Source organism: Vibrio sinensis, assembly GCF_003605645.1.
In the GTDB taxonomy this organism is placed as follows: domain Bacteria; phylum Pseudomonadota; class Gammaproteobacteria; order Enterobacterales; family Vibrionaceae; genus Vibrio; species Vibrio sinensis.
Window position 1 is genome coordinate 17,725 of record NZ_QVMU01000030.1, and the last position, 26,400, is coordinate 44,124.

Below are 26,400 nucleotides of genomic sequence, written 5' to 3' on the forward strand. Positions count from 1 at the left end.
GCTACATAAGACTTTCACATGTGAAAGTGGACTAAGCGTGTTTCTGGGTCACGGTTGCATTTTTTAATTCCATGATATTATGGAAGTGTAAGTTGAATTGAATGAGGGCTTGACGGTGATGCCGAGATAGCTTTCCAGAGTCAATTAAGGAGACGAAAAATGAGACACATACTTAACCTAGTTGCTTTAGCAGTGATTCTTCTTGGCGTTGCTATGATTGAAACTAACGATAATCAATGGGGTTTGGCTGTAATCAGCGTAGCGGTTGTTTTCTGGTTGATGCCTCTGCTTAGGCTTGTTCATAAAAATGCAGTAGTAATGGTCGTCTTTTGGTCTGGCGTAGCTTACTTTTCATGGCAGGTTGCCGTAGTTGCTCTTTTGGCGTTTGTTGTTTTTTCGGCCACAGCTTCAATCAAGCGCGTTCCAAATACTCCTGCTATTAAAAAGCAACGGTTTATAGTTAATCCTTCTTCTGGTCTGGTGATGAAGAACAAACACTTTGATATCGCTGGCAATGGATTTGCCATTCTCTAGGAGCCATCCTTGCCTCCTAGAGCCCTTAGCAATCTACTTCCACTGAGCCGAGATTGGCAATCTCAATTCTCGTATGACTTTTCCCGTTTGCACTAACAGCTGATATGAGTATATGAGCTGACAATTCAGCTGACTCGTCCATAGTTAAGCCTTGCTCAATACAACTCTGAATGAACATTTCCGCAAGCTCTTTCTTTTTAGGGTCCATTCTATTTGTTCTCCGTGATAGTAATTGCCATAGTTAGATGCTGATTTTCGCTCTCTGGCGCACCTTTTTTAAAAGGAATGATATAGCCGGATTCTGGAAAACCTTCGGCTACCGTGTAAACAGTATCGCTCCCCTCTTCTGTTGGCTTTTGGGCAAATAAAGCTAAAGCTTGCCCTTGATGCTCTTCGTTTAGTAGCCAGAAGGATTGGTTTTCATGTGTGTGTAGCTCTCCATTTGGATGACGCACAAGATATTGTTCAGAGCCATATGCGTCACGCTTCTCTCGTACTTGAACGATATAACCAACAGCATGGTCGAAATCATACTCACTACACATATGTACGACAGGCCCTTTGCTGAACCTGTCGAACATCCTGGTTATTGCACCAACGGCTTAGTCCTGCTTTATCACATTGCTCTGGCATTCTTGCTATCCCAGATTTTTTTGATGTTGCAGAGTATTGAAACGCAACTTGCTTTTAACCAAGCAAAATGTGGCACCTAAGATGGTGCTTGCGGCTAAATAAGCAACGGAGATAAGCGTGATGCGATCCCAATCTAAAGGTGAAGTAGAACCAGTAAAATGGGTTACAGCAGCAAACTCCAGAGCCAGGACTAAAATACAAAGCATGGATACAACCAGTGTGCTTGGTGTGTTTGAAGGTTTGTTCATAATGTACTCTCCAGTAATCACGAGTTTATTTAACACTTCGACCGACACAGGCCAAAGCAGGATTCATCCAAAAGCCAGCAAACGAGCTAAACAACTCAGCTTGTGTTCGCACGTACTCTAAAATTAAGTCACATGCAACCCAACGTCGCCCCGCTCTCTCCGCTGCCAGTCCGGTTTTATTGCTACCAGAAAAGAGATCAACCACCAGCTCATCTTCATTGGTTAGGAACTCAATAGCGAATGATGGAATGTCTGTAGGAAACATTGCAGGGTGTGGTGGTAAACCCAATTCCTTGGCTATCTTCCTTACTGCTGATGTATCAGCACAACGATGACCTCGTTGGATTATGTTTTTAGGGATCTTGCCTTGCGTTTTATTGGAAAAGGCATTCCCTCTTAATCGGTAAGCACCATCACCGTAAGTAGCGATACGACTATCGCCCCCTTGTTCGAGTAATTTCTTATGTTGCTCAGTGTGCTCTACCAAAACTCTTCGGTTATCAGAGCGAACTCGGTCTGGATCGTTCGTAAACCAGTAAACAGGTTCCCACGCGGAACAAAGCTGCATACGGTTAACGCAAGCCCATTGGGTTGGAGCTGGTGGCTTGGATGTGTTTATCCAGGGCCAACGGTCCATTAATGAAAGCCCTAATCGATCATTTAGAGCTAAGACCATACGTTCAAGGTAAGTTGAACGCGAAGGGCGTTTACTTTCAAAAATGTCGTTACTCACGTTGAGTACCACAGAACCCCCTGGCACCAAGTTTTCTACAATTGGTTCCAAAGACTCGGTGATAAAGTCCACCCATGCCTGTTCACTAACATTCCCATACCCGCGCTCGATTTTTAAAGGATACGGAGGGGATGTCACACAAAGGTGGATCGGTTCTCCAAGCTCTGTGAATACCTTTTTGCTATTTCCCCAAATAGCGATGCCTAGATTTGTTGAATATGCGACAAGCTTTACTTCGCCCATTGCTTCATGAAGCCCTTTTTTATTTTTGTTTGCCAGCTTCTATACGCCACGCTCACCGTCCACTTTTTGGATGATATTCATGGACTTTAATGTTTGCTGAAACCAACGAATTTTTCTTTTGATAGGGCTGTGTTGTGCCTTGGCTTTGCCGATTTCGGCTTTAGTATTGATTTCAGCCTCTGATAGCCCGGCTATACTTGCTACCTTCGCATATAGCTCGGCATTGGTCATTGGACCATCAGCTTGTGCATAAGCTTCTTCCACATGGAAAAGCTCCAGCTGCCCCTGCATGTTTGGTTTCATTTATGCTCCAGACCAATATTAATAATTCATAGAATCATTTTATAGTTCTTTAAATGAAATGGCAATATCTAAATCCTGTAGAGATGTCGGTATATCTCTTCGATGGAATTGAACTAATTGGATAATGGGAGCTCTTTAAAGTGATTCATTGTTGAGTTTATGGCGACTTAGCTAGGGTAACGTTTTGTAAAATATGAGATTCCTGCCAACTTATGCCACAGACTTTCACATGTGAAAGTGCGAGTTGGATCTTCTTTATCTATAATGAGATCCTTGCGATGTTCTGACAGAACATTTTATGTTCATTGATAAGATCTACTATATTAACTATTACTTATCGTGAACCTTTGAAAGCAACTTATTTATTGGGTAAATATTAGTGTTTAAATTAAATACACTGCACGAAGCTGTGCCTGGCGTGGATCTAGATAGCCTGCCAGACATTAAAGCAGTAATAGGCCAAGCAGAACCGCTTGAAGCAAGTATGATGACGGTAATTGCATATCGTGAAATGCATAACGCCAACATTTTGAACCTTAGTGAGCGAGAGCGATTTTTTTTGAGTATGTCTTTGATGAAATGCTTTGTGGAGAAAGGGCTTCTATCGTCAGGTGATATGATGAAGTACCGACTTTCACATGTGAAAGTCGGCTGAGGATTTAGTGGATTTGTGTCGGTTGCTGGCACATTGGACAAACGTTACCGCGATAGTTAGGCAATACCAAAACTCTACTTGCCACGTTAACTAAGATTTTGTAGAGCAACATTCTCGCCGTTACCAAACCAACTGCAAAACACCCACCGTAACCAACAACTCTATTTTGAGCAGCTTTTAAGTACTCTTGCCCTATGAGTTCTTCTGCGTTCTCGTAGTTTGTAAGTTCGGTCATAGTTGTTAGATAGACACCTCTAATCTCTTGGGCAAGGAATGCCGCAACACAAAAGATAATGATGGTACACAGTATTCTTACATGGGTTAAGCGGGATATCCCCGCTTTAAACTCATAGTAGATATTGAATACAAGGGAGAACATAAGAGCAAAAAGTAGTGGCTCTGGAAGCGTCAGCTGGTGGAGGTATATCCGGATCAGGCTGATATAGACAAAAATACCAAATACATTCAAAGCCAATGTGCTTACATCCCTACCCAGTTGGTTGTTAATGGATAGTTTCACTTTTTACGTCTCCATTCCCAAGGTGGCATTCTTTCTGCCTCCGGCAATGCCCATAAGCCTACACCATTCTGTTTTGCCTCTTGCTCGTAAGAAAACAGTTCAGTGCTTTTTGCATACCGCCTGTATACCCATGCGTTACCCGTTTTTACCAGTTGTCCGTTTACCCACAAATCATCGACGTAGATATGACCAACAATGCGGCCATAACGATCAACGTCGGTTTGTTCTACACGAACGACTTTCCCACCCACTATAGAAAGAAGGGCTTGTTTTGCTTTCTTTCCCCAGGGTTGTTTCGACTCGGGTGTGTCGATTTCTGCAAGTCTAATACGGTGTTCTTTTTTACCATCGGTACACTGATAGGTGCCAGTGCATGAGGCATCTGTGAGGACTTTTATAGTGTCACCATCGCTGACTCGTACCACCTTCCCATAAAAGGTTTCAGCCATAATTGGTGCATTAAAAACGAAGTAGAGAAGGGTGGTAGTTAGAATTTTTTTAAGCATGATTAATTCCTTACTGTTGTCCTGATAGAGCATTCCACATTTGTTTGTGTAATGCCGAAATAGCGGTATAGGCCCCTTTCATTTCTGGTCGCTCCAGTTCCTTCAAGAACCAAAGAGACCCTAAGAGAATCGCTAAACATCCACCAGCCAGCATTAGATCATTGAACGTCATGAATAGGCTGTACCCAGACAAGCAGACATTGCACAGCATCCAAATTTTAGTGAAGAGCAATACAGTTGAGTGATAGGTTACAAGCAAGTACGAAATGAAAGATGCGCATACTAGAACTAAAATTGGACCTCCCAACCACGTCGCCCATGTTTGAGTACCAAGAGGCGAGGGTAGTTCTAGTAACCATACTCCAGCACTCCAAATTACAGCTGATGCCATCATGTAGGCTGCTGCCATTTTTATCATCATTTGTGGTTTCATAACACTCCTTACCTATTCCACTTTCACATGTGAAAGTTGTTTTTAGGTTGTTTTTTCATTTAATTCCGATCCATAGCTGTGACGGATACTGTCATCGTTGAACCAGAAGCCCTTTTTGGATGGGGACTTAGTAGTCTCCAATCAAAAAGGCCCCAATTACTGGGGCCGCTTTCACATGTGAAAGTCAATTTGTGCTGATAGAGATAAATACTGACTTTGTGCCATTTACATCTTTCAGCCATGACATTGCACCATAATCTCCATCGACCATCGCGCTGTACCGTTCCCGCACACCTAGACCACACAAGAGGTCATCAATCGCTGTTGTTGGGTCACAGGATGGACGATATGTTTCTTGCCAATGGATATCTCCAGATTCGATGTATGCCTCTTTGATATGGAAGTACTCGCCATTCCAAGTTGTATATAACTTGTCGTCATTTCCAGAAAACAAACGTGGATATATAGCACCGTTTGAATTGAGCTCTGTGACGTTACTTGCTATGGATTGTTCTAATGTGGCAAACATTAGCTTCTCTGTTCTGATGGTATTGCCAACAACATTGTCGCGTTGACGCCACACAGCATGAACATCTCCATTGGTACTGGTTAAGCTAGCTTGCCCTGCATCGGCACTTATATTGGGAATGCCTGAGATAGGAGAGTAACCATTGTTGTCACTACGCCATGTTACGCCGATTAGGTCAGAAGAACCCGACCCTCGGCTTTCAGACCATAGCGCATAGCTAGTAAGGTTAGTGTTGATAGATGCTAAACCACTCTTGACTCCATCATCATCAATAACGCTGCGTTCCACTACAGGCGTATTGAATGGACCAAGTTTGACGGTATGTTTGGCTAGGACATCATTTTCATCATCAGCGCCCTTTTCGATACTTAGGATTTCAAGTACGCCAGGAGAAGTTTCTACTGAATGTATCGAGATAGCACTTTTAACTTCACCGTCACTGTTTGTTTTTATATTTCTCGAAAGTTCTGTCGTTGCAATGATATTGGCTTTTGTGCCGTCGTTGCTTAACCAGGCTATTGCCAATGCATTTGTATCGGAGCCAAAAATCGGAGTTTGCCAGATAACGATGCTTTGTCCTGACGGGTCAGTGAAGAGAGTGTTGTCGGTGATTTTTACTCGACTTTCCTCATTCGTAGCTGCCGCGTCAGTCATAAGTACATGATCAACTTCTAATGGTGGGGACCATTCTTGTGTTGTTGCGTCGTAATAGGAAACGTTCAGTTTCTGGTTGTTACTATTGTCTCTCTGTACCCATGTAATATAGGCATTACCATGATTTGAAAGGCTCATTTGAACAGAGCTCTTGTAGTGGTTTTCATCGACAATGAATGGTTGCCAGTCTGATCTTAGTATTTCACCAATATCGGCACTTATCTTGACTTTGTTAGGTACATTGCCATTCGCATAGTCTTCGATAGGGGCTACAGAAGCATATAGCTCATCCGGTTTGTCATTGTTGGCTTCTTCGACCCAGGCACTGTATAGAACAGCCGAACCATTTTCGTTTTGTAGCTGGATGACAGGAAGTGTTGCATCTCTTGTTGGAGAGCTCAGTAACACTTCTTTTTGCCATTCTCGCTTAGCGACCGTTGTTGTTTCTGTTGAGTTGTCTTGGTTATTGCTTTCACTACCATTGCCATTGGAAGTAGTTCCAGTGCCTCCACTGGAACCACCACATCCTGCCAACACTGATAGTAGAGCAGCTGCTAAAGCTGTTCTTCTTAACATCAATTACATCCTCTGTTGTTAGTTGTTTTCGGATTCAATCATCATTTTTCGAATGATGGCCGCGATAGCTTGTGATGGCTGTGCCCCACGAATAAGCTGAGTTTTCCCAGTTTGGTTATCTACGATGAAAGTCGCTGGTGTACCTGAAATGCCATTTTCAGTAGCTTGCTTCACATCTGCTGCTATTTTCAGGTCGTAACGGCCAGAAGCTAAACACTCTCGAACTAGGGAAGCATCGGCACCAACACTCTCAATAACTTCTGCCAAATTAGGCACTCCACCACCATTGCCTTGTGATTTGGCAAATACTTCGTCTAAGAACACCCAGAATCCACGGTTGCCTTTTTGTTCAGCAACACATTCCGCTGCTAACGCTTCTTTTTCTGCCGCTGGGTTATGAAAACTCAATGGCAGATGTTTCCATTGCCAGTTGATATTCCCGTTACTTGCATCCACCACTTCTTTTGGTGTGTCGTGGAATTTTTTGCAGAACGGACACTCCAGGTCAGAAAATTCCACCAGCGTGAATCGAGCGTTCAGGTTTCCATATATGCGTTTATCGTCAGGCACTTGTTCGGGAGCTGATTCGTATTTTGCGTATTTAGCCTGAATATCCTGTTCGCGTTTCTGTTGAACGAAATGTTCCAGTGCTTTTTGAACTGCATTGTTAAAGCGCTCTTCTGATTTAAAGCGATAGTCACTTTCTAGTTGAGTAATCTTCGACTGGAGAGAATCGCGCTCTTGAATGAGCAACTCTTTGGTCTGGTAAATTTGATATCCCACTGTAGCGACAGACGCTCCCAAAATTAGGGTCATAGCAGCACCAACGGCCAGTAGCTTTTTCTGCATTGGACTGAATGATTTTTGTTGTTGTGGTGTGGTTTGTTCTGACATTACATTTTGTCCTTAGTAAACTTTTACAGTTGCCAATTCATGAATCAGGGTTGAAGCTTCCATTTTTGCGCGTTGTGTTAAGCGCTTAACGATGTCTTCACTTGGTGAGTAATCAACGAGGTTTGTTTCTTCTATAACATTGCGAGAAATAGAGTGTAGGCTTCCTAAACCATCAATTAACCCAATCTCAAGTGCTTGCTCTCCATTCCAGATCAATCCAGAGAACACTTTTGGATCGGCTTTGAGTCGTTCACCACGGCTCTCTTTTACTCGCTCGATGAACTGCTGGTGGGTTTTCGATAGCACTTCCTTCCAGAAGCTAGTTATCTCTTCTGAAAGAGGGGAGAATGGGTCTAACAAAGCTTTGTTTTCACCAGATGTTATAGCTCGTCTTTCAATACCCAATTTTTCCATGAGCCCGGTAAATCCGAAGCCAGAACTGATGACACCAATAGAGCCAACCATACTTGCTTTGTCCGCATAAATTTTGTCTGCGGCCACGGCGATGTAATAGCCACCAGATGCACCGATATCATCAATTACAGCGATAACTTGTTTTTCTGGGTATTCTGCTTTTTGAGCTTGAATCTCTTCGTATATTCGACCTGCTTGCACAGGGCTTCCACCAGGACTGTTTATTCGTAGAACGACAGCTTTTGCATGGGGATTTTTGAAAGCAGCCTGAATGGAAGGTATTAGATGATCTTCATCTGCAAGTGAACCCGCAGCGATTTCTCCTTTGATATTAATGAATGCAACATGTGGAGTGTCAGCTTTGGATGTCTGCCAAGGTAGTCCTCCTGGATTTGAAGCTACGGTTAGAAATGCAACTATCATAAGGACAAAGCCAAGGGAGCGAATCAACTGAATCCCTCTTCGCCATCTTCTGTCTTTTACCTGTTCCTTATGGAGGGTAAAGACCAGATCTTTAATCATGTCTTTTTCCCATGCTTCTGGTTTATTGTTTTCACTCATGTTTATTCCTTAGTTGTGGTTTGTTTTCGACCTGGGTGAGGTGGAACCAGAAACAGCTCCCATTCTTCCTCGGTTAATTTGTTCTCTTTCGCTAATTCAAGTTTGTCGGCTTGTTTTAACCTCTCTGATAACGTGGATTCCGCTAACCCGAAATTAGTAGCGACTGCCGCAACGGAAGGGTATCCCTTGCCATTTATCACAATTTCAACATCGGCTTTTCGATTAGGGGGAATAGCGTTGAGTACCTTTTCCCAGTCCATATCTGAAAGCTCGTTACATCGTGCCTTTTCCAATAATTCTCGATGTCGAAGTCTCTGGTAGAGAGCCGAGTACGTTAAGTTAGCGGCTTCGGCTAGATGGTTTAACGTGGGGTAGGAATCACCTTTATAGGTGATAGGTTTGTTGGCCGCCTTTGGGCCCTTGTTTGGAGCTGGTGGTTCAGATAAGACTGAGTTCCAGTTCTCATCTGTCATAGTGTTGGTTTGGTAGGCTTTTAATAGCCCTTTATCCCTAATCCTTGAATAGAGAGTCCTTTCTGCTTTACCAGTTTGTTGGGCCAGTTCGGTTAAACTAGCGTAGGGTTTTCCTTTGACGTAAATAGGTGAACTCTTTCTTCGCCTTGCTTTACGTTTTTTAGTCTTTTTTTCTGGGCAAAATGTGCCAGCTTCTCTTTGTTCTATGAAGACAGAGCTAGTTTCTGCGTTGAAGAACTCATCCGCTATTCTATTTTTAAGCTCCGTTGCCCTGGCTATGACGACATCAAGCATTCGATCAACAGCCACAGCATTTGCTGCACTATACGGAACCAGCTTTCCTTCGCGGTTGCGTTTAAGGCTAAGTGCTTCTGCTTCTCGGCAAAGCTCTGTACATTGAATAGCGAAATGTCCGGTATCTTTCATTAGGTATGATGAAATGATGCCGCTCATTTTCCTCGTGAATCTTGAAGTCATATATTGAACATGCCCATCCATCAACTCCTGGCTTTCTATACCAAGCTTTCTGGACAGCTCTTCAATATCTTTTTGTTTATAACGGAAAGCCGAGTGTTTTAAGCTTTGTGCATTACGAATAAGCTCTTGACTCGCGCCATGTCTCTCCAAGTCGGATATTAGGAATGGGGCCAATAGATCCATGCGCACTACACTCCAACTCCAATGACCTTCAAGACAAATAGGCATAGCATTGAATAGAAGGGGGTTAGCAGTAGAGATGCCATGACCATACCGAATACTCGTGCTGGCATTTTTTTAGCGTACATAACCATCCAAGGCATCATTGCACATAAGGCAGCGATCATTGCTCCACCAGCGCCAAGCTCAGGGAAAAGCACTGATTGGATAAGGATAAACAGGCATTGAGCATAGCCAGCTTGATTCAATGGCTTGTTACTAAGGTTTTCTTCACTTTTTTCTGGTGTTTGAGTTCTTTCCACATTTCGCTCCTTACGCCAACTCTGGTTCACCGAAGTATTGACGGTATAAGTCGTGATCATTCGCTAACAGACGCTTGACTGTGCTTTCATCAATCTCATTAATTGCCATGATTAGGATTTGGTCTTTCCCAATCACACTCATATCTACAGTGAACCAAGTGCCTCTGACCGATTTAGCAAGAATTTGTAGGTTCCAAGGCACTTTTATCTCGTTGGCCGCAGTGATGTTTGAAACCTTAACAACCGTTGCATCCTTCCCGAGCCAGCGTTTGTTATCAATGACAAGATCCATATTGTCGAACGCTGATTTGGCTGCTTTTTTGCGGATTTCTATGATGGAGTTTGAGCCTCCATTCTTGGCCGCAAGCCAAAGAACTACCCCTAATGCTGTACAGGCGACGATAGGTTTACCTGCAAGACCAGCAATTACTCCGCCGATAGATATCAGCAACATCATTGCTTTATTGATTCTTGTTAATGGCATAAGCCCTCCTTTGCCATGAGAGTAACGGATAAACAGCAAAAGCTTCTCACGGCAACATGCCCAATAAGGGCAACTGAGAACTCAATGAAACAATCCCTCACACGAACAGGACGTCTTTATTAGTCCTTGCCTAATAGCCTGATATTTGTAGTAGAGAGAGACGACTTTTTTTTCATTCAGTAACTTTGTTCTGATGTAACGAACCTTGTTCTTTCCGTCGGGCTGTGGGACAACCGTTCTAACGTACCCGTAATCGGATACCTCTAAGTTGTATTGATTTTTAAGAATCACTCGGTATACAGATAGCTGGATTACATCCGATTCAAAGATCCTGTTATCTTTCCTTAACTTGGTATCCAGAGGGATAAGGACTTTCTTTTTTGATAAAAAAACCTGATCAACTCTTCCATGCAGAGGTACAGGTAGTGTTGTTGCCACATCTTCTTCACAAAGAAACAGAGTTGCGTTTCTCAACTCTTTTGGCATGTTTTCTTCACTCCACCAGCTGAGCACCTCATGCAAATGCTTTTTCCGCCATAGGTCTACTTTGGCAATTAGAAATGGAGCGACAATCAGTGAAACTAACAACAAGACTATATTCATAAGATACTCTCGATTACTTTATAGTATCATTATATAGCCCCTTAAATATTTGTCACGTAGCCACTTAGGAAGTACTAAGCATTTAGGTTCGGTATGAGGGAAGGGGTAGCGTGAAAGACTTTTAGGGCAGGGAAGAGCCCCGTGTAGAAGGGGCTATTGCAGCTGGTGGAGCACTAGTGAAGCAAAGAGGGGACTTTCACATGTGAAAGTCTACCGTCAGACATCATATCTAAGGTGTCTACATCTAAATTTGAGTCTCTTAGCCCTTTTCCTTCGTAGACGATATCTGGTGTGCAGCTTGATTTAAATACGCCGTGGGGAATATGATCGAAATCCCCAAGCCACATTCTAAGTCTGAGATCAACGATGTAGTCTCCTGGCAATGTAATCCAGCAATGAGGGGTTACTACGTCTCCTGACGACTTTTCTGTTACATAGCCGAACATGCAACAGTGTTCAACGTTGGCTTGTTTCAGAAGATGGCTTACTAGATAAGTCATTCCATCACAGTCAACCTGACAGTCCTCCAACACAAACAGAACTGTTTCTAATTCAGAAAACCATTCCTCATTGATCATTTGAAAGTTCCTTTTTATTTATCTCATTCTCAAAAGGGTACGGCTTTCTTCTTTCCGCCAATTCAATGTCTGCTCCGCACTGTTTACATAACCCCTGTTCCTTTGCACAGCTGTCGCAGACTGCATCAGTAGCAGTTGAGCCGAACTGCATTGTTTCTTCGCAAACACCACAAGGTTTTGATGTTATCGCAGCTCCTCCTATTCGTTGAGAACGAGCGTAATAGCAACATAAACACAAATGCATGGACTCTCGTTTTTCCTTTTCGACGTCAGAGGTAATCCTTTCGGCAAGTTGGAGTATGTGCTGGATTTGTTCTTTAGCTCTTTTGTTTCTATATGAAATTGTTGAGCGTGTAATTTGTTCTTTCTGCTGCTGCATGTCTACCTCCTGAAAAAGGCAATCTCCCTAAGCAAAATGCTTGGGGAGAGCTAATTAGTTCTCTGGGTGTATGAACAATAGAGGTTCGCCATTGTCGAGTAGATAAGGCGTTTTAAATTTAGATTCACCTACCTGTATGTTCCCAGATGCTACGTAAACATAAGCCCAAGAGGGAAGTTTTCCGCTTACAAGTGAATATATTTTGTCGCTTGGGACATGGCTACCTTTGCCGGGAGTAACTCGGAATCGGTTGTAGTAAACACTGTGGTTTGATTCAAAAGCATACGAATCAATTTCATCGACTCCGACAAAGCTAGGGGCCTTTGCTTCGCGGGGCTCAAAGACTTCGGTTGCTATGTAGCAGAGATCCACATTTGTCATGCCTGGTTTGTATATGGGGCAACCGTACTCTTCACTGTGAAAGTAGAACTCTACTTTGCGTTCGGAATTGCCATTTGTTGCTTCATACTCTAATCCCATTTCTTCTAGCGTTGATTCAATGGCCGTTTTCATTTCAGACAAAAGTTTTTCTTGAGCATTTTTGGTGGATGACGCTTCGGACTTTGGCATCCATGCAATTACGCTGTTTCTGGATGCTGTGTCGGGCTGCTCTAAAAGAGAGGTGACAAGCCCCAATCCTAACCCTGATGTTAAATCTAGGTTCGCACCGAAGGAGGAGGTAAACAAAAGAGAGTTTGTCGCAGCGCTGCCTGCAAATTGCAAAGACTCGTAATTCTCTCTTGGGACGTATTTGTCACTTACATCGTACAATCCACCAGCTTGCGCGATGTTATATGCACGACTGTGTGATTCATCGTATGACACTGGTTGGGAAGTTGACGCACAACCAGTCATTATTACCGACATTATTGACACGCCTAAACCTATTAGTTTTCCATTTATCATTACCTAACTCCTAAGTTGTTTTTAGGTTGCTTTTGTGTTCCTTTAGTGAACAATGCAACTTTACCTTATCTATCAAAACACTACCTTAAAGGCACTTTGCTTTTCTTGACGGCATTCAATCTATTTTTATGCATACCCAGCATTCAATCTAAATGTCGTCTTTGGGTTGCTTTTCGATATTTCACATTGAAAAGCCAAGTCCGTTTTCGGTTTGCCTTTTAAGCTCATTATATGACCTTATAAAGATGATGCAATACACTAATTCACGGCTGGTTAAAGTAAATGTCAGTACGGTCGATTAAAGAAAATCAGTGTCCTATGCTTTTTATTGGACGCTCAGAATTGGCTTGGAGAGCCTTGTATGGAATTTGTCGTTATTACTTTCTTTGGATTAGCTATATCCACGCTGGTGGTGCAATACACTTCTCGGCGTACTAACGGAACAACGCTAAGTTATTCCCAGTCTTTTAAGGTCGTCTTAATTCGCAGTGGAGTGGCTGTGGGGGCTGGGTTTTTGATTGGTAGATTGTTCTCAGTAGCGATTTCAAAAGGCTTTCTGAATAAGGATGTTTTGATAGAACAACCTCTGGTTGTTGCAGGTATAGTTGCGTTTTGCGGCCTAGCTTCGTTCCTGGCATTTCAGTGGGGTTACTCAAAGATTTCCGGCAAACAGGTCTCTCTGTTGTCAGCTCTCAAGTTCGCAGTCAAAGAGATAGGGTACTTTATGTTACTGCTTGCTGGAGTGTTTGTTCTTTCGTTAGCTCTGTTTGGTATTGTGGAGGTTATGGCGAGTAATGGTTCTGAGTTGTCTATCCGGTCTTGATTCGATGTGTGATGTTATTTCGGTGCTCGGAAACATCACCAAACCGGGTTCTAATTCATTGATTAGCCTCTAGTGCTATTTATCTTCTTTGCTTTCACCAAAGCAGTTCCTATGGACCGAAGGAAACACAACTAGGTAGTACCAAGCATTACATAAATCCTTCGGTATCTTCAAGACATTCATATCTGCATCATTTTTTATGACGTTCATCGTATGGCGATAGTGAGCTGGATACCGCGTTTGCAAAGGTAATAAAGCTCGCAATACTTGAGAATAGAACTTCTGAGCTGGCCGCAAGGCAAGTATACACATTGATTTTCTGGATTAACGTAAGACCAGCAAGTGGTTTCGTTAATTCTAGGACCTGCACTGTTGGAGTCTTTTAGGTTGCTAATTGGTAGAGCTCCCTAATTTGGTTTTGGGGTAGGTTTGATATTGATTCATAGACATAAGGCGCGATCGGTTAACTGATCGGGTCTGTATGTTAATTGGCTTGGTGTGTTCTGGTGTGTCATTTGTGTTTTGTCACGCTATGTTCTGCTGTGACATTGTTAGAGCTCTCGTCTCGTTCGAATTTTACCTGGCAATCATGTTTAGTATCCGATTGGTGATTTGTAGAGGGCAGCGTTGTGTTTGGGGGTAATCACCTAATGGAAGTAAGCCGAGAGGATGTAAGCCATTATTTCGACTCTGACATTAAAACCTTTGCTGTGTCTCAATGCTGCTCTTAACAACGTGCAAATTCTGTGTATCAGTAAGGTTTGTTGTGAGGTGACAAATGATGTTTTTATCCACAGAAAAAGTGGATAAGTTTTGTACTAACACCAATTCCTCTGTGTCTTGTGAGTGCAAATTACCCTTGCTTAACTTGCGTATAAAGCTACTAGTGATAGCAATCCCATAGCGAACGCACCGCTTAAACATAGTTGCAGCACACGACGGCATTTAACTTGTTTGTCTGTCATAAAGCGCTGTGTGGCACTCTCATAGGAGAAGTGAGCAAATTCACCTCGCAATGTATCACTGGTTCCGTTAAAAGCGTTAGAGAGCTTTCTAGGCGCTCTCTCGTTGATCCTTTTACTCACTCGTGATCGTTTGATCATTTTTTCACATTTGCCTAATTTTGCCATTTCAGTGGCTGATACAGAATTCATGTTGGTCTCCTTGGTTCATTGTTCTTATAGTTCAACCTTTCGCTTATCAATAAGTTTTTCGTAGTCATTCAGAAGCCTACGGATCTTCATTAGTACATTTGAGCGTTGTCTTAGCACTGCGTAGTATTCTTCGGTCATTTTTATGGACTTGAACTCATCGTCAGTGGCTTTTTTGAATGCTGACAAGTCGTATTGATTGCCTGTCCCTTTCTTGAGGTATGTTGAATACACTTGGGATTTACCCCCCTTTGGTTCTGGCTTGAAACGGTTTAAAAACCATTCGGCAGATAGGCTTCTTCCATTCATTCTTGCCCTAGTTCCGAATCGCCATTGATTATTTTCGTCCTCTTCTTCTCTGGCTATTCTGTTTGATGCCCAATGTACGTCTGCTCTTTTCTTTGCTTCAACGATAAGAACTTTCATCTCTTGCTCTAGTGCGGTTTGTATCTCTAGAACAAAGTCTCTTGATATTGCTTCAATGTCATCAAGGTACAGTTCAGATCTTTCATCCTCATTTTTGGGATCTAACAAAAGATCCCAGTCTATATTTGCCTTCTTACTGGTTTTATCCGTACTCATTTCTTAGGCTCCTGAGCTGGCTTTAGCGTGGCTAATAGCAAAATTCCTAACCAATTCCTATCCAAATACCTATCTATCTGGAGGATTTAACTCTTTTATCCAGATAGATAGGTACTCTCTTACGATAGCTCGTGAATTATTTTTGTCAACGCTCTATCTATCTGGATAATTTGTTACCAATATCCTAGATATTGCAATCTTTATGATTATGTATCGGTTTTATCCAGATAGATATAGGATTTCTACTCATAAATATTTCACTATACACCAGCGAGGTTATTAAAGAGTCTTGAGCAAATGCTTCGATTGTTGCTTTTTTTTGGTTTTTTTAATCGAAAAGCAATCTAAACGCCCCTTTTGGGCAATTGTGGAGGCGGTCTTGGTAAATGTCGTGATGTAAATTGTCTCTCATCGGCTGAATTGCATCTAAAAGCCATCTTGTGATTACTTTTTGATTTAATAGGAGTGGGGCATGTTTGTTCTTGGTCTAGATATTGGATACTCAAACTTAAAACTTGCATACGGAGAGAAGGGGGAAGAGCCTAAGGTTGAAGTTCTGCCTGTAGGCGCTGGGCCAGCAGAGCTTATGCCTCAGCAGTTAATGGGAGGCGCGTCTAATTGTATCCTGGTGGACATAGACGGAGAAAAATGGGTCGCTGGGGTAGAGCCAGATCGATTGCAGGGTTGGGAAAGAGAGTTACATGGTGATTATCCCTCAACCAAATCGTATAAGGCTTTATTTTTAGCTGGCTTACTTTTGAGCGGACGTTCAGAGATTGATGTTCTTGTAACTGGTCTTCCTGTTGATCAGTTTATGGATAAGTCTAAGAGAGATGCACTTGTTGAACGTCTTACTGGTGAGCATCAAATTTCACCTAAAAGAAAGGTGCTGGTGAAATCAGTTGTAGTGGTGCCTCAGCCTGCCGGAGCGTATATGGATGTGGTTAGTTCTTGCGATGATGAGGAACTGTTAGAAATCATAAATGAAGGTCGGACAGTTGTTATTGACCCTGGGTTTTTTAGTGTTGATTGGGTCGCTCTCGAAGAGGGGGAAGTGCGTTATCAATCTTCTGGTACGTCTCTGAAAGCTATGTCTATGCTTCTACAGGAACTAAATAGACTAATACAAGAGGACTATGGTACGGGACCTGGATTAGAAAAAATCGAAAAAGCTATCCGCTCGAATAAGAAAGAATTGCTTCTACACGGTTCGAAAGTTCCTCTTGGTGAGTACTTCGATAAGGCTGCGTCCAAGGTTGCTCCAAATGCATTAACGCCTATGAAGAAGTCTATGCGTGAAGAAGGTATGGCTGCTGATGCTGTGTTGCTTGCTGGTGGAGGAGCTTCGGCTTACAAAGAAGCTGCAAAAGAACTGTTCCCTCATTCAAAGGTTGTGGTTCCTTCCAACGCAGTGGCATCGAATGCTCGTGGTTTTTGGTTCTGCGGCTAGTTAAGGGGGACGTATGGCTAGTAGTGATTGGGATGGGAAAATTAGTAATTTTAAAGTCTCAGAGCAGGCATTTCCCGAGCTTTATCAAGAGCTATCTCAAATGCATCATAAGGAACGTTGTGACCGTCTTAGATGTTTAGCTATGTTAGGTATGTATGCTCTTAGAGGTGGGGCAATGACTACAGTCCAACACTCTAGCCCTCCACTTGAAGAGCAGGTTGAAGAGAAAAATAATAAGTTAGACAAAGCTAGGAATGGGTTGAAAGGTAAATTGCTGCAAAGTGTATGACGCAGATTGTAAATAGAGCGTTGTTCCAATAGAAAAGGGGTGAGAAATCACCCCTTTTTTAATCAATGAGCAAATCAAGCATAAGAATAGTTGCTTTCATGGGTGAGCGATTCTTCTTCATTTTTTCCGCTACATGCTTGGTTTTTACAGAAAGGGCAATCCACACTTGTTCTTTGATTAACTGATGTGAAGTAGTTGCACTTGCAGCTATGACAAGTTTCTATCATAGCTTCACCAGAACGCAGCTCTTGGGCTAAACACCACGCATCGGTGATGTCGAGCATCTGCCAACGAGTTCCTTTCATTCCAGGCGTCTCATTTCTAATAGCGCAATACATTTGGTAAGCCACATGGAGTGCATCAATGTTTATTGAACGAAGGGCCGCTTCGCCAGCTATATTGTAATAAAGCTGCATCAATAGAGACGCTTCAATCTTTGATGTATGGCTATGAATCAAAGTTGCACCTCCACGCGCAGTTCTACTCTTCCTGCAAATTTCAAGACCTTCATCTTCTAGCTCTTTGTACATTCTACGTACTTGCTTGTAGGTAAGCCCTGTTTCTACCATGATGATTTTGGTAATGTATCCAGCCAAAGCCATGTTCCTAGCCGATATCCATCGGGCCAAAGAGTTTGAATTACAACTCATTGCCGCCTCCCGTTGTAGTTATAGATTGTTGATGCTTCTTTAAAATAAGGTGTGTAACCCTTTGTTCGTCACTGTCCAGAATTTCTCTCACCAGCTCAGGTGAAAACCTGATCGAAAATGGCATGTCCTGACTACATGCTAAGTTTCTTAGTTGATTATCAGAGGCTTGAGATACGATTTTTGTAAGGTTGACTGAGACCCCGAAAGTTTGCGCTGCAATATTAATGTCTTGCTGTGACACTTTTCCCATAAGCAGCCAATATGCAGCCCCAAATCCAGAGTCAGAAGAAGGCGTCAAACAAATTTGATCGAAGGATTGCTCCAAGTGTGAGATATAGGTTTTTTCTGGCGAGGAAAGCTTAAAAGAAAGGATCACACCTGATGATAAGAGCTCTAATTGATGCTTTGTAGCATCCGCAAGTGCTTCCACTGTTTCCAGTGGAAGAGAAAATTGCTCCGAGACTTCTCGTGGGTGGATTTCTGCTAGGTGCTTCAACAATGTCCATAAAGACAGATCAAATTCGTAAACATTTCTATCAGCCTGGGATTCACTAAGAGAGGCAATATTCATATTGTAAGAACATGAGTAGTCCATCCTAAATGCCCTCAGTATCCAAGTTTCTATAAATGGCAAGGATTCGACTGCCGTAATTTCTTGCTCTAGCTTCATCAGACCAGGTGTAGTAACGACCGATGCCTAGCTCCAAATCTCCAGGAGCGGACGAAATGCACTGGGCTAAGTAACCAGCTCCGACGTCAACGTTTTTAGCAGGGTCCAAGAGCTCATCTGGAGAACTTACTTTATCTCCGTGCCAACGTAGATTGATTTGCATCATACCTACGTCAACATTTCTTCCGTGCTGAGCGAGAAGTGCATCGAGTTTTAACTTGGCTGATTCGAGAGAGGTCTCGTAATGAGGACCACCTTTGAGTGTCCTTAATGCCCAAGGCCAAGGGCTAATGTTTCCATCACCTCGACCTGTAGCTGACTCAGCCAACGCAACAGAGTACAAAAGCTTCGCTTCTACACCGTGTTTTATTGCTGCCTTTTCGAATACTGTACCAGTTAAGTCAATCGCGTTTGCTACGCTAGACATCCCGAGCAACGTAATTGCTATAAACTTCTTGACCCTTGCCATATATGAAAACCCTTATTTTCCTAGCCAGTCCTTCGGGGTGATCCCTTAAACTTTCAATTTTTCTTTTGGTAATCCGTCTTCGTATCTTTCCGGCCATATCTCAGTAGGCTTTTTGTTTAACGCTTGTGCGATAACGTACTCCCAGCGCGGGGACGGTTCGTACAAAGTGTTAGAAAGTACTTGTCGAGATGTTTTGTGCTCCCTTGCCAGGGATGCCAGGGATTTCCCTTGTATCTTTAACTGATACTTTATCCAACTGCGTTTCTGTTCTTCGTTTTGGGGAATTTCGCTATTCAAATACATCCTTTGTCTCTCTATTACCAAACTCTTTTTAAAGTTGCTTTCTTGTCGTTTGTTGACATTTCTTGACGTATTATGACCTTATTTATAGGACCATAAAGTGAGCCTGTCAACAGAAAAAAACTTTAAAAATAGTTTTATCTTGCGTGGTAGCGTTTTTTGCAGTAAGCGAATTGAAATTTGAAGTTTAATTTTTATGCAGGTGCTTTTGACCTGCTAGAATTTTATGCCCAGTTGGGTTGGAGTCATGGGCTATAGGCGTACCATTCGGGGGAGTGCTACGAAGAGGCAGAGTACCAAAAAGGAATGTACTCTACGTGTGTGTAGTAAGCTAAATAAGGTTTAGGAACCGAGCGGGCGCTGGTTTCTAATAAATTCACAACTAACCCTAAGGGTGATTCTTATTAATACTCTGACTTGCAGATGGGATCAGATGCAATTGCAACCATTACATTTGACCGAATAGGGTGTATTTTAACCACTAACAAAATCCTAATCAACTGATTTCACAAATGGATCTATATTAAATTTAGCGTATCTATCACATTTTTACTGAGTAAAAGTCACATTTCTACCATTTTTTTAGGTGTAGAGTGTGAAGTAGGCACTTTCACATGTGAAAGTGAGTAGTAAAACCTATGGTCATGGTTGCATTATTTGATTCTGTGATATACTGGATATATATGAAATTCATTGAGGTCGTAAGTATGAAGCATGTGATTAATGTTTTAGGTTTGTTTCTTTTGTTGCTAGGTTTTGTTATGGCGGCAGATACGGCTTGGGGCTGGGCTTTGATGTCAGTTCCTATAGTCTATTGGGCTATGAGTTTTCTCGTATTGGTACATAGAAGCCATTTTGCAGCCATAGTTTTTTGGGCTGCGCTAGCTTATATGAATTGGCAAATTGCAGTGGTTTCAATATCGGCATATTTAGTATTCTCTATTGTGAAGGCTGTTATTGTTCATCAACAAACACCAATTAGTAAGCGCTATTCTACGAAAAAGAAAAGTAGGACATTAGGTCTAGGCTTAGACATGAAAGAAGATCTGTATCGCATTGGCGATTAGCCAATTAGAAAGGAACCCGAAGGTTCCTTTTATTATTTTTTGTTTTTGAAAGATCATTCAAACTGTTTATTGGCGATGTTATATCCACGAATAGCGGTTAAGTAACTACCAGACCTGTCTCCGGCGTCGCCAGCATTTTGAAGGACATTTACAAGTTGATCTGTAAATTCCTGATTTTCTTTCGATAGCACAGGGCTACCGTCAGGATTCATTATTGCTGCTCCATTAGCATCAGTTTCAGCGTATTGCATTTTCAAATTATTAACAGCTTGGTCCATTCTCTCTTGATTGGTATCAAAAGATTCAGCATAAACAGCCGCTTGTTCGTTTGTTAAACCGTATCTTGATGTTCCGAGTTCAGCCATAGTTTGCTTGAATTCATCTCCATATTGTTCCATGAAGTTAGCTGCTGCACTGCCACCAGCTTCCGCTGCCGACGCTGCTGCTGCTGCGTAGAATGCCCCTCGTTGTTCTAAGCTCATTCCTTTCGCTGCTTCTGAGAGATCCGACTCTCCCGTTAGCCACTCTTTAGCTGCGTTGTAACCGCTAGCTGCTGCGCCAATAACATTACGACCTAATTTAGCTGCTGCAACTGCCATTTCTCCGCCAAAGCCGTACTCTTCGGAAATATAGTCGTCACCACGTTGAGTTGCCTCGATAAACTGGTCCCTTTGTTCTGGTGTCATAGTACGCAACTGATCCATTGCATTTGAAAAATCGCTCGCTGTCGCCTGTCCACCAGCTACAGCTGCACCACCAACTTGCTCAGCTCTTCTAGCCAACCAGTCGCCAGTGTTGTCTACTGCCCCCCAAGTGGAAGCGCTCCATGACATATCCGGCAAAGCATTGAGCATATTATTTCTTGCTTTTTGCTCTTCTGGGCTAGAAACAGCTCGGTTGGTCTGATTTGCAAGACTGCCTAATTGTTGGAGGTTTGCATCATGTTCGCTAGTTACCGGAGTAACAGGAGGTGTTGGTGGAGTTTCTGTTACCGGAGCTGTGCCAGACGTACTGATTGTGTTCTCCCTAAAATTGGAAGGTAAAACAGGACCGCTTCCAACGTTGCTGCCTACGGTCTGTCCTAAATTCTCTGGCACAGTTGGAGGAGTGAGGCCGCTGTACTGTAGAGGGTCGCTTTCAAATCCGCTATTTCTCCCGGTAGCCAAGTTGATAGCACTAACAGCTGCTTGGAAACCTCCAACTTGTTGCCCTGGTTGATAGTTGTTGGTATTTGTCATAGCTGTCAGTCTAGCTGCCGCTTTGGCTACACTTGGGTCCATTCCATAACCACGATATCTTTGTTCGAGATTTGCCGCTTCTTTTCGAACTGAATCCGGTGCATTTTGAAAATGTTGGTTGAGGTAATCCATTGCCTCTGGCGAGCGAGCCACTTCTCCACCCAATGTTTTAAAGTCGCTATTTGTCATCGAACCCATAGAGTTTTGCAATTGATCCATTGTTGTATAGGCATTAGTTGCAGAAACAAGCTCTTGTGCAGACTTAGATAGATTTTGAGATAAATTATCGCCCCATGACTGTTTAAAGGACTCGCCCCCTTGTCTATTTATTCCATGAGCTAATTGATTGGTAAGTGCCTGAGAATCAGTTTTACCCCATGAAACATTTTTCATGAATTGCGATACATCACTGGCAGACCACGTTGATGTGTCGCTTGTTGTAGACTCAGTTTTACCTATAGCGTCGGCTCTGAGATCGACTACATCATTACCACCTTTATTTCCATCCCCTTGAGACGGAATTGTTGCGACCCCCGTACCTTTTGAGGGGCCTGTTATTGCTCGTTTAGCTGCTGCTCTCGCGGTTCCCATCAGTGGCATCATCATGGCCGCAGCTTCTTTTACATCTAAGGAGCCAACGGCTTGCATACCAAAAGCACCTTTTACAGCATCGGCATGTTGATCATCAATTTGAAACTTATCCATGAAGCTTTTAGCTTGTTGATTAACCAACTGGCTTTGTTGAGTGTTTTGTGAACCTATAGTTCGGCCAATGCTAGAAAGACGAGAGTATGCTTGGTCTTGCGATACGCCATGAGAAAAACCTCGGCCAAGGGTGTCTGAGAATGCTTCTGACTTCTGGCTTTGTACTGCCCTTGCTGAGCTAACCCCGCTTCCAATAGATGAGCCAAGAGAAAATGAACTGATCATGCTTTCTGCTCCTGTTGCCATCGTCCCACTAAATTGGTTGTGGTTATATGCAGGTTGACTGTTCATTACTGGGCCTTGATTCAAAGCGTCAGGCGACTGAATTTTCTCATTGACATGATCAGAACCGTTAACTCTGTTAGCAAGACTGGTAAATGCGTATGTTGATCCTGTCACTATGAACAGTGAAATAATAGGAGTGGCTGCTGCTAACATTCCCCCCGTAGCAATCCAGTTCTGTAGAATGTCTCCTGTTGAGGATAATGCATACATTGAGTTTAAGCCTGGTGTAGATAGACTTGCCATTTCATTAGTCGCTGCTGTATGAATGAATAGGTTTGTTATAGATAGAACTGGCATCCATAGCTGTATCCAGAGAACCGTTTGGAAGTATTTTCCTGCCAACGTCATTCCCATTGAACCCATAACGATGATAAAGCCCATTATAGGAGTTATCGCGTAAACAAAACCTTCAAAGAACGTTAACATCGGTCTGACGACTGACATGAACATAGATTGCTCTGCTGCCCATTGAGTGTTTCGCTGTTGAATCGCTTGGTTAATCATCAATGCAGAACCATAGTCTTGAAGGTCCTGGTATCGTCCGGCAGCTGCTTCATAATACAAAGGCTCTAGTAGAGCGACTTTTGTATATTCTACTGCTGAGGTGGAAATTGCTCCTACTGCTTGTAATGAGTCAGCTATCTTTGTTAGAGCATTTACACCTGTATAGGTAGGATCTACACCAAGTAGATTGTTTAAAGCGTTATTTACATTGGACCCACTTAGGTTATTTAATGCCCCAACAATACCAACCCCCTCAGCTGTAGACCATGCTTCACTACAAGTAAAATCACCACCATCTGGATTCGATGCGTTTAGATATACACGAGTTCCGTATAGTGAAGAATTGAATTGTAAGGCTTGATCTAAAGGGAGTGTTAGAAGCTCATCTAAGCTCATCAGGTTGAGATCTACTTTTGTTAGCGTACATTCTCTAATGTAATTAGAAACTGAGCGACGAACATCAACATATCCACCACCTTGCTCTTGGTTTAGGGCTGTAAAAATAGCGCTATCGTACACACCGCGTCTTACATCATTCAGTAGCTTGAGTGTTTCAGAAAAGTGAGTTTCAGTAACATTGGGTACGATAATGCCGTAACCAGTCTCAAATAATTTTGTTAGGGTGTAGCCAACATTCGATATAACACCTCCGGCAAAGCCTATGCCAATCGGCACGTTTGCCACAGGACGAACTTGCCCGGTGTAAGCATCTTCAATCTTGACTAATGAAGTCGGTACGAAGAAGCAGGCGTATAGTAGCCACCCCATAAAAATTTGCTGAATATTGATCTGTTTTGCCCCTTGGAAAACAGATTGAACGGTTATCATCACTACACCAATAAGCAACCCAACACTGACCATCTTGGTGAAGTCATTGGTCCCCGTGATCATGGCTACAGCAATTAATATCTGCTCAAGAAATGCTGAGTCGCCAATGGAGTAAATAGTAAATTCAGGCATGAAGTTTTACTCCTTTGTTCTTGGTGCTTTAGTTAGCGTCGATAACATATATTTTTGCTTTCGAACGTTATTTAGGAGGTTGTTGTACTTTTCGATTTGAGAAGAGAGATCTCCATATTGAGCTGTAAGAATTGAGTATTCGGCTCTCATGTTGGCTTGAGATTCACGTAATACTTCCAACGCTTGCTGTTTATAAGGACTATCACTGTTTGATATAGCAATAAATGCAGCTCTGAAAAGCTCATTGGTAAATGAATACATCATTGCTAGAGAAATCGCTCCAGACGACTCTGAGGCAAATAGCATTGCAGAGTCTTTAGATAGAACAGAAAGATTTCGGATGATTGCACCTATACCAACAGGTAAGCTAGCTAAAAAGTTTTGCTCACTAGTTGATAGTGTTCCAGCATTACTAGCAAACTTGAAAATAATACCTGTAGATGTACTTGAACCAATAAGCATATCTTCAATTTGGCTCTTTATGCCTGTGATGTTGACGGTTTTAACACCGCCACCAGTTGCCCCAGCGCTTAGGCAATTTTCAGTATCTGAACCACATGAGTATATTTCAACGTTACTACCAGTGATTAGATCTGAAATTTGGATTTTATTGCCAGGTAAAGTGGTGATTGGTGTCGTTTTTTCCGTAATACTTGCGTGTGAATCATTAACAATATCACCGATTATTACTGTTCCCGTCACAGACATTATGGCTTCTAGTAATGTGTTGTCTCCGTATGTGAACCATGCGTTTGCATTATTTTTCTTCAATTGCTTCCAGATGATATTACCAATCATTTTCTTGTACTCATCTGGGTTGTTTGATTTCAATTGTTCGAGTGGTGTAGAACCGCCTTGCTCTTGCTTAGATGAGAATACATCGTCAAACAGACCCGTTGTGGTAGCTGTAATGGAAGCGTCAGTTTTGTGTTTAACATCGAATGAAGAGGTAGCGTCATTTACGATACCTTGTGCTAGTTGACAAGAATTACCCAAATATTGGTTTAATTGTTGTATTTTCTTTTGGAAGTTTTCTATCCATTTTGCACCATCAGGAAAGACGTTATCCAATGCTAATTGGAATGCATATCCCTTTGCATTTGCAGCTACCGAACGCAGCAAAGTGACGATTTGTTCTGCGTTAACAAAGCTCAATGAGCCCCCAAATAGGTCAACACCACCACAACCAGCTTTCCATGATGGAGGTGTGAATGACACTAGGTTTTCATTAAATATGCGTGTTTTCGTGGTGTATCGACCACCAGCCAGAACCCCTCGACGCTGTGTTTCAAATACACCTGGTTGAGTGACATTGCTCATTTCATTGAAAAGGGCGTCCATTTCAGACTTTAAGCCGTTAGCTGTAGATATACTCGGTACTGTCCACAGAACGGATGCTACGCAAATAGCGAGAGCTTTCTTCCGCAGCTTGTTCTTTCTGAACATCTTATTTCTCCTTAATTTTTTCGCGGATGAAGTCCATCAATTGTTCCGGCGGGATATAGTTCCCTTTATCATCCGTCATGATTTCTTCTAAGGAAGCCTCACCTGTTTTATCGGTAAGAATTTCCGCAATGTTGTTGTCGGTATTAACCAGTGCTCTTGTTTTGTTGAATTCGTCATCACTGATCCAACCTGCTCGGCGAGCAGTAACTAGAATTCGATTGGCTGTATCTGGAAGTGACATTACCCCTTGCCCAACAGGAGCAAAACTCCCATCTGGTGAAGCTAAGAATAAAGCTGGGTAGGTGACGACACCTAGCTGTTCGGCATGGCCGTTATCTACTTTGAACTCGGGGAAAATGTTTCCTGGGAAAGGGGTGCCGTCAGAAGATACTGCCACGACAGTAAATCCATATCCTTGCTCAAGCATTTTGACTATTGGAGCCTGTATTTCGCACATTTCGCAGTTTGGCTGGTAGAAGAAAAATAGACCCACACGACTTGCTACAGTCCCAAGTAATGTCTGCCTTTCCTTCCCAGCCTTACTATCTACTTGCTGAGATGCGAATGTGGCATAAGGTCTTCTGGACACTTCATCAAGATAAGGATCACCTAAAATAGCCAGTTCATATGCATCTTGCGCTTGTTCTGAACGATCCATTGCGAACCGCTGCATGTAAGCAAAAGCTTTAGCGTTCTCAATGGTTGGGTTATCCCACCAAGCATCTTTGTATTTAGGTAAGTTCTCTCTAAACCACGCAGCAGAAAAATATTCAGGTCCTTCACTCTGGGCCATCTGTTCTTGCTCAGGAGGAGGTGGGGGAGGTTGTACTGCTACTGGCTTAGGTTTAGGTACTTCTTTTTCTTCTGGCTCGACTTCATAGAAAAACCATCCTTCCGCCTTTCTATCGTAAAAGCCGGGCCTACTGTCTTCTGCTACGGAGATATTTGGCATTGAGGCTATCAATGCCAGAGCTAAAGTAGCTTTCTTTAAAG

31 protein-coding genes are annotated in these 26,400 nt (G+C 42.6%); 6 read left to right on the forward strand and 25 right to left on the reverse strand.

Annotated elements, in window-relative coordinates; all coding sequences use genetic code 11:
• The first annotated feature begins 159 nt into the window (after positions 1 to 159).
• Positions 160 to 534: a hypothetical protein gene (locus DZ860_RS20680; RefSeq protein WP_052715035.1), complete on the forward strand. Its 375-nt coding sequence runs from the start codon at positions 160 to 162 to the stop codon at positions 532 to 534.
• A 209-nt stretch (positions 535 to 743) separates the two neighbouring features.
• Here the strand turns inward: DZ860_RS20680 and DZ860_RS20690 are convergent, their stop codons facing one another.
• The 4 genes from DZ860_RS20690 to DZ860_RS24825 form a co-directional block, all read right to left on the reverse strand.
• Positions 744 to 1,079, reverse strand: a complete 336-nt coding sequence (locus DZ860_RS20690) for a hypothetical protein (protein ID WP_181382977.1) — start codon at positions 1,077 to 1,079, stop codon at positions 744 to 746.
• Between the two features lie 93 nt (positions 1,080 to 1,172).
• Entirely contained in the window at positions 1,173 to 1,415 is a 243-nt protein-coding gene (locus DZ860_RS20695) for a hypothetical protein (protein ID WP_014386860.1), read from the reverse strand.
• A 25-nt stretch (positions 1,416 to 1,440) separates the two neighbouring features.
• Entirely contained in the window at positions 1,441 to 2,391 is a 951-nt protein-coding gene (locus DZ860_RS20700; protein WP_046224247.1) for a DNA-methyltransferase, read from the reverse strand.
• 39 nt (positions 2,392 to 2,430) lie between these two features.
• Positions 2,431 to 2,694 carry a hypothetical protein gene (locus DZ860_RS24825; RefSeq protein ID WP_226977602.1) on the reverse strand — a complete coding sequence of 88 codons (264 nt, stop codon included), beginning with the start codon at positions 2,692 to 2,694 and terminating at the stop codon, positions 2,431 to 2,433.
• A 379-nt stretch (positions 2,695 to 3,073) separates the two neighbouring features.
• Between DZ860_RS24825 and DZ860_RS20705 the strand changes: the two genes are divergently transcribed.
• Positions 3,074 to 3,349 (forward strand): hypothetical protein, encoded by a 276-nt coding sequence (locus DZ860_RS20705; protein WP_032073047.1) that lies wholly within the window; start codon positions 3,074 to 3,076, stop codon positions 3,347 to 3,349.
• A 4-nt stretch (positions 3,350 to 3,353) separates the two neighbouring features.
• Here DZ860_RS20705 and DZ860_RS20710 read toward each other — a convergent pair whose 3' ends face one another.
• The 12 genes from DZ860_RS20710 to DZ860_RS20770 all read right to left on the reverse strand — a co-directional run bounded on the left by DZ860_RS20710 (position 3,354) and on the right by DZ860_RS20770 (position 12,779).
• Positions 3,354 to 3,869: a hypothetical protein gene (locus DZ860_RS20710; protein ID WP_032073046.1), complete on the reverse strand. Its 516-nt coding sequence runs from the start codon at positions 3,867 to 3,869 to the stop codon at positions 3,354 to 3,356.
• Positions 3,866 to 4,375 carry a thermonuclease family protein gene (locus tag DZ860_RS20715; RefSeq protein ID WP_041154785.1) on the reverse strand — a complete coding sequence of 170 codons (510 nt, stop codon included), beginning with the start codon at positions 4,373 to 4,375 and terminating at the stop codon, positions 3,866 to 3,868. Before DZ860_RS20715 ends, DZ860_RS20710 begins: the two co-directional genes overlap by 4 nt.
• A 10-nt stretch (positions 4,376 to 4,385) precedes the next feature.
• Positions 4,386 to 4,808, reverse strand: coding sequence for a hypothetical protein (locus DZ860_RS20720; RefSeq protein WP_120034883.1), 423 nt, complete (start codon positions 4,806 to 4,808; stop codon positions 4,386 to 4,388).
• Positions 4,809 to 4,992: 184 nt separating this feature from the next.
• Positions 4,993 to 6,567, reverse strand: coding sequence for a hypothetical protein (locus DZ860_RS20725; protein ID WP_046224250.1), 1,575 nt, complete (start codon positions 6,565 to 6,567; stop codon positions 4,993 to 4,995).
• An 18-nt stretch (positions 6,568 to 6,585) separates the two neighbouring features.
• Positions 6,586 to 7,461, reverse strand: coding sequence for a DsbA family protein (locus DZ860_RS20730; protein WP_032073044.1), 876 nt, complete (start codon positions 7,459 to 7,461; stop codon positions 6,586 to 6,588).
• A 12-nt stretch (positions 7,462 to 7,473) separates the two neighbouring features.
• Positions 7,474 to 8,436, reverse strand: coding sequence for a signal peptide peptidase SppA (gene sppA / locus DZ860_RS20735; RefSeq protein WP_014386852.1), 963 nt, complete (start codon positions 8,434 to 8,436; stop codon positions 7,474 to 7,476).
• Positions 8,437 to 8,438: 2 nt separating this feature from the next.
• On the reverse strand, positions 8,439 to 9,569 hold the full coding sequence (locus tag DZ860_RS20740) for a hypothetical protein (protein ID WP_014386851.1): 1,131 nt from the start codon (positions 9,567 to 9,569) through the stop codon (positions 8,439 to 8,441).
• A gap of 5 nt (positions 9,570 to 9,574) precedes the next feature.
• Entirely contained in the window at positions 9,575 to 9,868 is a 294-nt protein-coding gene (locus tag DZ860_RS20745) for a hypothetical protein (protein ID WP_014386850.1), read from the reverse strand.
• Positions 9,869 to 9,878: 10 nt separating this feature from the next.
• Positions 9,879 to 10,352, reverse strand: a complete 474-nt coding sequence (locus DZ860_RS20750) for a hypothetical protein (protein WP_014386849.1) — start codon at positions 10,350 to 10,352, stop codon at positions 9,879 to 9,881.
• A gap of 776 nt (positions 10,353 to 11,128) precedes the next feature.
• Positions 11,129 to 11,533 (reverse strand): hypothetical protein, encoded by a 405-nt coding sequence (locus tag DZ860_RS20760; RefSeq protein ID WP_014386847.1) that lies wholly within the window; start codon positions 11,531 to 11,533, stop codon positions 11,129 to 11,131.
• Positions 11,523 to 11,912, reverse strand: a complete 390-nt coding sequence (locus tag DZ860_RS20765) for a K201_gp033 family CxxC-rich protein (RefSeq protein WP_014386846.1) — start codon at positions 11,910 to 11,912, stop codon at positions 11,523 to 11,525. The genes DZ860_RS20760 and DZ860_RS20765 overlap by 11 nt, the downstream gene beginning before the upstream one ends.
• A 54-nt stretch (positions 11,913 to 11,966) precedes the next feature.
• On the reverse strand, positions 11,967 to 12,779 hold the full coding sequence (locus DZ860_RS20770; RefSeq protein WP_181726419.1) for a hypothetical protein: 813 nt from the start codon (positions 12,777 to 12,779) through the stop codon (positions 11,967 to 11,969).
• Positions 12,780 to 13,179: 400 nt separating this feature from the next.
• Here DZ860_RS20770 and DZ860_RS20775 point away from each other — a divergent pair, with 400 nt between their 5' ends.
• The gene (locus DZ860_RS20775; protein WP_014386844.1) at positions 13,180 to 13,641 is read left to right on the forward strand and encodes a hypothetical protein; all 462 of its coding nucleotides are present in this window, start codon (positions 13,180 to 13,182) and stop codon (positions 13,639 to 13,641) included.
• An 863-nt stretch (positions 13,642 to 14,504) separates the two neighbouring features.
• On the opposite strand, the gene DZ860_RS20785 is transcribed toward DZ860_RS20775, so the two are convergent.
• Positions 14,505 to 14,795, reverse strand: a complete 291-nt coding sequence (locus tag DZ860_RS20785) for a hypothetical protein (RefSeq protein ID WP_014386843.1) — start codon at positions 14,793 to 14,795, stop codon at positions 14,505 to 14,507.
• Between the two features lie 24 nt (positions 14,796 to 14,819).
• Complete coding sequence (mobI, locus tag DZ860_RS20790; RefSeq protein WP_120034884.1) at positions 14,820 to 15,374, reverse strand: conjugative transfer protein MobI(A/C); 555 nt, start codon at positions 15,372 to 15,374, stop codon at positions 14,820 to 14,822.
• A 472-nt stretch (positions 15,375 to 15,846) separates the two neighbouring features.
• Between mobI and DZ860_RS20795 the strand changes: the two genes are divergently transcribed.
• On the forward strand, positions 15,847 to 16,824 hold the full coding sequence (locus tag DZ860_RS20795; protein ID WP_017086038.1) for a ParM/StbA family protein: 978 nt from the start codon (positions 15,847 to 15,849) through the stop codon (positions 16,822 to 16,824).
• 13 nt (positions 16,825 to 16,837) lie between these two features.
• Complete coding sequence (locus tag DZ860_RS20800; protein WP_041154791.1) at positions 16,838 to 17,113, forward strand: KPHS_p301480 family protein; 276 nt, start codon at positions 16,838 to 16,840, stop codon at positions 17,111 to 17,113.
• A gap of 74 nt (positions 17,114 to 17,187) precedes the next feature.
• Here the strand turns inward: DZ860_RS20800 and DZ860_RS20805 are convergent, their stop codons facing one another.
• The 4 genes from DZ860_RS20805 to DZ860_RS20820 form a co-directional block, all read right to left on the reverse strand.
• Complete coding sequence (locus DZ860_RS20805) at positions 17,188 to 17,715, reverse strand: FlhC family transcriptional regulator (protein ID WP_342749706.1); 528 nt, start codon at positions 17,713 to 17,715, stop codon at positions 17,188 to 17,190.
• A gap of 37 nt (positions 17,716 to 17,752) precedes the next feature.
• Positions 17,753 to 18,358 carry a hypothetical protein gene (locus tag DZ860_RS20810; protein WP_226977603.1) on the reverse strand — a complete coding sequence of 202 codons (606 nt, stop codon included), beginning with the start codon at positions 18,356 to 18,358 and terminating at the stop codon, positions 17,753 to 17,755.
• A gap of 1 nt (position 18,359) precedes the next feature.
• Positions 18,360 to 18,860, reverse strand: a complete 501-nt coding sequence (locus DZ860_RS20815; protein WP_234352464.1) for a transglycosylase SLT domain-containing protein — start codon at positions 18,858 to 18,860, stop codon at positions 18,360 to 18,362.
• Positions 18,861 to 18,947: 87 nt separating this feature from the next.
• Entirely contained in the window at positions 18,948 to 19,205 is a 258-nt protein-coding gene (locus DZ860_RS20820; protein WP_032073043.1) for a helix-turn-helix domain-containing protein, read from the reverse strand.
• A gap of 704 nt (positions 19,206 to 19,909) precedes the next feature.
• Here DZ860_RS20820 and DZ860_RS20825 point away from each other — a divergent pair.
• Entirely contained in the window at positions 19,910 to 20,269 is a 360-nt protein-coding gene (locus tag DZ860_RS20825; protein WP_128740504.1) for a permease, read from the forward strand.
• Positions 20,270 to 20,322: 53 nt separating this feature from the next.
• On the opposite strand, the gene DZ860_RS20830 is transcribed toward DZ860_RS20825, so the two are convergent.
• The 3 genes from DZ860_RS20830 to traF are packed head-to-tail and all read right to left on the reverse strand — an operon-like array spanning position 20,323 to position 26,359.
• The gene (locus DZ860_RS20830) at positions 20,323 to 23,961 is read right to left on the reverse strand and encodes a conjugal transfer protein TraG N-terminal domain-containing protein (RefSeq protein WP_120034886.1); all 3,639 of its coding nucleotides are present in this window, start codon (positions 23,959 to 23,961) and stop codon (positions 20,323 to 20,325) included.
• Positions 23,962 to 23,967: 6 nt separating this feature from the next.
• Positions 23,968 to 25,407 (reverse strand): conjugal transfer protein TraH, encoded by a 1,440-nt coding sequence (locus tag DZ860_RS20835; protein ID WP_014386833.1) that lies wholly within the window; start codon positions 25,405 to 25,407, stop codon positions 23,968 to 23,970.
• Position 25,408: 1 nt separating this feature from the next.
• Positions 25,409 to 26,359, reverse strand: a complete 951-nt coding sequence (traF, locus tag DZ860_RS20840) for a conjugal transfer protein TraF (RefSeq protein WP_046224271.1) — start codon at positions 26,357 to 26,359, stop codon at positions 25,409 to 25,411.
• Positions 26,360 to 26,400: the final 41 nt, after the last annotated feature.

Bases quoted from the DNA above. Each gene is read 5' to 3' on its own strand.
- DZ860_RS20815 (WP_234352464.1), bottom strand. From the start codon at position 18,860: ATGTCTAGCGTAGCAAACGCGATTGACTTAACTGGTACAGTATTCGAA.
- sppA (WP_014386852.1), bottom strand. From the start codon at position 8,436: ATGAGTGAAAACAATAAACCAGAAGCATGGGAAAAAGACATGATTAAA.
- DZ860_RS20805 (WP_342749706.1), bottom strand. From the start codon at position 17,715: ATGGCTTTGGCTGGATACATTACCAAAATCATCATGGTAGAAACAGGG.
- DZ860_RS20690 (WP_181382977.1), bottom strand. From the start codon at position 1,079: ATGTGTAGTGAGTATGATTTCGACCATGCTGTTGGTTATATCGTTCAA.
- DZ860_RS20835 (WP_014386833.1), bottom strand. From the start codon at position 25,407: ATGTTCAGAAAGAACAAGCTGCGGAAGAAAGCTCTCGCTATTTGCGTA.
- DZ860_RS20760 (WP_014386847.1), bottom strand. From the start codon at position 11,533: ATGATCAATGAGGAATGGTTTTCTGAATTAGAAACAGTTCTGTTTGTG.
- DZ860_RS20730 (WP_032073044.1), bottom strand. From the start codon at position 7,461: ATGTCAGAACAAACCACACCACAACAACAAAAATCATTCAGTCCAATG.
- DZ860_RS20825 (WP_128740504.1), top strand. From the start codon at position 19,910: ATGAAGCATGTGATTAATGTTTTAGGTTTGTTTCTTTTGTTGCTAGGT.
- DZ860_RS20775 (WP_014386844.1), top strand. From the start codon at position 13,180: ATGGAATTTGTCGTTATTACTTTCTTTGGATTAGCTATATCCACGCTG.
- DZ860_RS20715 (WP_041154785.1), bottom strand. From the start codon at position 4,375: ATGCTTAAAAAAATTCTAACTACCACCCTTCTCTACTTCGTTTTTAAT.
- DZ860_RS20795 (WP_017086038.1), top strand. From the start codon at position 15,847: ATGTTTGTTCTTGGTCTAGATATTGGATACTCAAACTTAAAACTTGCA.
- traF (WP_046224271.1), bottom strand. From the start codon at position 26,359: ATGCCAAATATCTCCGTAGCAGAAGACAGTAGGCCCGGCTTTTACGAT.
- DZ860_RS20695 (WP_014386860.1), bottom strand. From the start codon at position 1,415: ATGAACAAACCTTCAAACACACCAAGCACACTGGTTGTATCCATGCTT.
- DZ860_RS20740 (WP_014386851.1), bottom strand. From the start codon at position 9,569: ATGGATCTATTGGCCCCATTCCTAATATCCGACTTGGAGAGACATGGC.
- mobI (WP_120034884.1), bottom strand. From the start codon at position 15,374: ATGAGTACGGATAAAACCAGTAAGAAGGCAAATATAGACTGGGATCTT.
- DZ860_RS20680 (WP_052715035.1), top strand. From the start codon at position 160: ATGAGACACATACTTAACCTAGTTGCTTTAGCAGTGATTCTTCTTGGC.
- DZ860_RS20810 (WP_226977603.1), bottom strand. From the start codon at position 18,358: ATGGACTACTCATGTTCTTACAATATGAATATTGCCTCTCTTAGTGAA.
- DZ860_RS20830 (WP_120034886.1), bottom strand. From the start codon at position 23,961: ATGCCTGAATTTACTATTTACTCCATTGGCGACTCAGCATTTCTTGAG.
- DZ860_RS20720 (WP_120034883.1), bottom strand. From the start codon at position 4,808: ATGAAACCACAAATGATGATAAAAATGGCAGCAGCCTACATGATGGCA.
- DZ860_RS20785 (WP_014386843.1), bottom strand. From the start codon at position 14,795: ATGAATTCTGTATCAGCCACTGAAATGGCAAAATTAGGCAAATGTGAA.
- DZ860_RS24825 (WP_226977602.1), bottom strand. From the start codon at position 2,694: ATGAAACCAAACATGCAGGGGCAGCTGGAGCTTTTCCATGTGGAAGAA.
- DZ860_RS20750 (WP_014386849.1), bottom strand. From the start codon at position 10,352: ATGCCATTAACAAGAATCAATAAAGCAATGATGTTGCTGATATCTATC.
- DZ860_RS20725 (WP_046224250.1), bottom strand. From the start codon at position 6,567: ATGTTAAGAAGAACAGCTTTAGCAGCTGCTCTACTATCAGTGTTGGCA.
- DZ860_RS20820 (WP_032073043.1), bottom strand. From the start codon at position 19,205: ATGTATTTGAATAGCGAAATTCCCCAAAACGAAGAACAGAAACGCAGT.
- DZ860_RS20800 (WP_041154791.1), top strand. From the start codon at position 16,838: ATGGCTAGTAGTGATTGGGATGGGAAAATTAGTAATTTTAAAGTCTCA.
- DZ860_RS20770 (WP_181726419.1), bottom strand. From the start codon at position 12,779: ATGTCGGTAATAATGACTGGTTGTGCGTCAACTTCCCAACCAGTGTCA.
- DZ860_RS20700 (WP_046224247.1), bottom strand. From the start codon at position 2,391: ATGGGCGAAGTAAAGCTTGTCGCATATTCAACAAATCTAGGCATCGCT.
- DZ860_RS20765 (WP_014386846.1), bottom strand. From the start codon at position 11,912: ATGCAGCAGCAGAAAGAACAAATTACACGCTCAACAATTTCATATAGA.